General features: G+C 73.1%; 2 protein-coding genes and 1 pseudogene. All 3 read left to right on the forward strand.

The features are described from left to right. A pseudogene (locus HW837_RS30550) lies at positions 1 to 940 on the forward strand (hypothetical protein); the annotation flags it as partial. Continuing rightward, complete coding sequence (locus tag HW837_RS30555; protein WP_045556151.1) at positions 930 to 1,262, forward strand: hypothetical protein; 333 nt, start codon at positions 930 to 932, stop codon at positions 1,260 to 1,262. The pseudogene HW837_RS30550 and the gene HW837_RS30555, both read left to right, overlap by 11 nt. 238 nt (positions 1,263 to 1,500) lie before the next feature. Next, positions 1,501 to 2,259 (forward strand): GOLPH3/VPS74 family protein, encoded by a 759-nt coding sequence (locus tag HW837_RS30560; protein WP_045556150.1) that lies wholly within the window; start codon positions 1,501 to 1,503, stop codon positions 2,257 to 2,259. Positions 2,260 to 2,754 lie beyond the last annotated feature (495 nt).

Consider the following 2,754-nt stretch of genomic DNA (forward strand, 5'->3'; position numbering starts at 1 on the left):
GGGTCATGGTGAGGACGCGTGTGTCGCCGCCGCTCTCGCCGTCACCGGCGGGTCCACGTCCGCCGCCGCCCTCGCGGCCGTCGGCGGGCTCATGGGCGGCGCCAGATGCACCATCGGTGGCGGACTCGTGGGCGGCAGCGGGCACGCGGTCGGTGGCGGGCTCGCGGTCGGTGGCGGGCTCGCGTGGGGTCATGGTGAGGACGCGTGTGTCGCCGCCGCTCTCGCCGTCACCGGCGGGTCCACGTCCGCCGCCGCCCTCGCGGCCGTCGGCGGGCTCATGGGCGGCGGCAGGTGCACCATCGGTGGCGGGCTCGTGGGCGCCAGCGGGTGTGCGCGTGGCGCTGCCGCTCTCGCGGTCGCCGGCAGGTTCGCGTGCCTCGCCGCCCTCGCGGTCGCCCGTGGGCTCGCGTCCGTCGCCGGTTTCACTCGCGTCTCCGGCGGCTTCACCTGCCCCGCCGTCGGATTCGCGCGTGTCGTCGGCAGCCTCACGTACCCCGTCGCCGGAATCGCCCGCATCTCCGGTGGCCTCGCGTGCCCCGTGGCCGGAATCGCGCGCGGCCCCGGCAGCCTCACGTACCCCGTCGCCCGGTTCGTCTGCGCCGCCGTCGGCTACGGGCTCTTCGCCACCGGTCTCGCGGACGCCGTCCGTCTCGCGTGTGCCGTCGTCCGGTTCGCGGGTGGCATCGGCGGAGTGTGGTTCGTCGGTGGTGGGGTCGGTTGCCTCGTCCGCGGACGTCGTCTCTTCGTCAGCGGGATCGGCCGTCGTCGCCTCGCCGCCCGCGGCGGCCTCGGGAGCCGGGGACTTCGCGGCGTCGTCCTCCTCGGCCGTTCCTCCGTCGGCCGTGGGTGCGGCATCGCGCCCGGCCTCGGGCCGTCGTGCCGCTGCGGCGGCGTCACCGTGCTCGGGACCGTCCCCGGCCCCCGACTCCGTGGCCGTTGACTCGGCCGCGTCCCGTCGGCCGCCCTCCGCCTCCTCCAGGAGTGCCCGGCGGGAGAAGACCGCCGTCGCCTGGTCCGGCTTCGGGGTGGACGGCCGGGACATCGCGAGGCGTGGGTCCGGGGAGGGGGCGGCGGAGCCTGCGGACTGGCCCGGCACCGAGCCCCCGGGGTCCGGAACCGCTCGCTCGTTCCCCGGCGTCGACTCCGTCGACGACTCGTACCGCTTCGACCTGTCGGGGGACGTGCCCGCCACCGATGCCTCCTCCCGCGCGCCGCCCGTCCTAGGGGCGCGCGCCCAACCGAACCGTGCCGTGAACCCGTGAATCCGCGAATCCGTGAATCCGTGAATCCGTGAAAACCCGCCGCCCGGACACTAGTCACCGGCGCGCCACCGCGCCGCGCCGCTGTCCGAACCATGTACCAGTGTCCTGTGTGCGGGCTTAACCCCTCCGGTAGACGAGAACGACATACCTACCGGTTCCACTACATTTCGGTCACGCACTCTCGACAGACCAATGTGAGAGGGGTCACCCTGTCATTCATCCACGCGGGGAGGCATGGATGGGCAGGAGCCGCAGAAGTATTCCGGAAGAGCTTCTACTGCTGGCGCTGGACCCGGCCACGGGTACCACCGCACAGCCGCAGTCGCTCGACCTCGGTCTGGCCGGAGCGCAGCTAGTGGAGCTGGCGCTGGCCGGACGGATAGCCCCAGACGGGGATCGTATCGCCGTGGTGTCCCCACGGCCGACTGGAGATCCGACACTGGACTGCGCGTTGGAGTTGCTGCGAAGGCGTGGCGCTCCCGTACGGGCGGTCCACTGGATAGGCGGGCCGCGTCTCGGGCTCCGCCAGACCTACCTCTCGCATCTGGAGCGGTGCGGCATGGTGCATGCCGTGGCGGGCCAGATGTGCGGAGTGCTGCCGACGACTCGCTACCAGGCGAGTCAGACCGAGATCAGCCGGGAGATCCGAGCCCGGCTGGATTCCGCGATCCGCACCGGCGTACCGCCGGACCCGCGGACCGCGGCGCTCGCCGCCCTGGCGCACGCGGTCGGCCTCGGCAAGCACCTGTATCCGGGGAACGAGGGACGCTCGTCCCGTTCCCGGCTGCGGGACCTGATCCGGCACGACCCCATGGGTGGCCTGGTGGCCCACGCCGTCATGGACGTGCAGAACGGCGTGGCCGCACAGCCGCGCCGCAGCCCGGCACCGACCGGCCGTCAGGCCGCGCCCGGCGCCAGGCCGCCCGCACCGGAGCCCGCACGCGGCCTTCCGATGCAGCCACGCCGTGGCCCGATGGCCCGCGTGGTGGCGCACTGAGCACCACCCGATCCATCAGATCCATCAGATCCATCAGATCCACCCGATCCACCCGATCCACCAGATTTATTTGATCCACCAGATCAGCCTGAAGCAGCTCGATTCACCTGGAGCACTGGAGCACCTGACGCACGCGAAGACGCGCTGACGCACCGAGGTGCGTGTGGGAGCCGGACCCCGGAGCCGCGGGTCCGATCCCACCGCACCACGTGCTCCGCGCGCCACGGACCACGCACACGCACCGGCACCCCGCGTGATCCGCTTCGCTCGCATCCCGCTTCATCCCGCTCCATCGTGCTCCGGTCCGCTTCGGCTCGCTTCGCGACGCACCACTTGCATCGCCGGCACCGGACCGCTCGCAGGGACCCCAGAACCCGTCCGGGAGCCGCCGGTTCGCGCCCGCCACCGGACGCCGGATCAGCATCCCGGCGCGCGCCCGGCGCGCGCCCTACGTACGCCCTACGTCCGCCCGTCGCGCAGCCGTTCCGGCGAACA

Source organism: Streptomyces caniscabiei, assembly GCF_014930365.1.
Classification (GTDB): domain Bacteria; phylum Actinomycetota; class Actinomycetes; order Streptomycetales; family Streptomycetaceae; genus Streptomyces; species Streptomyces caniscabiei.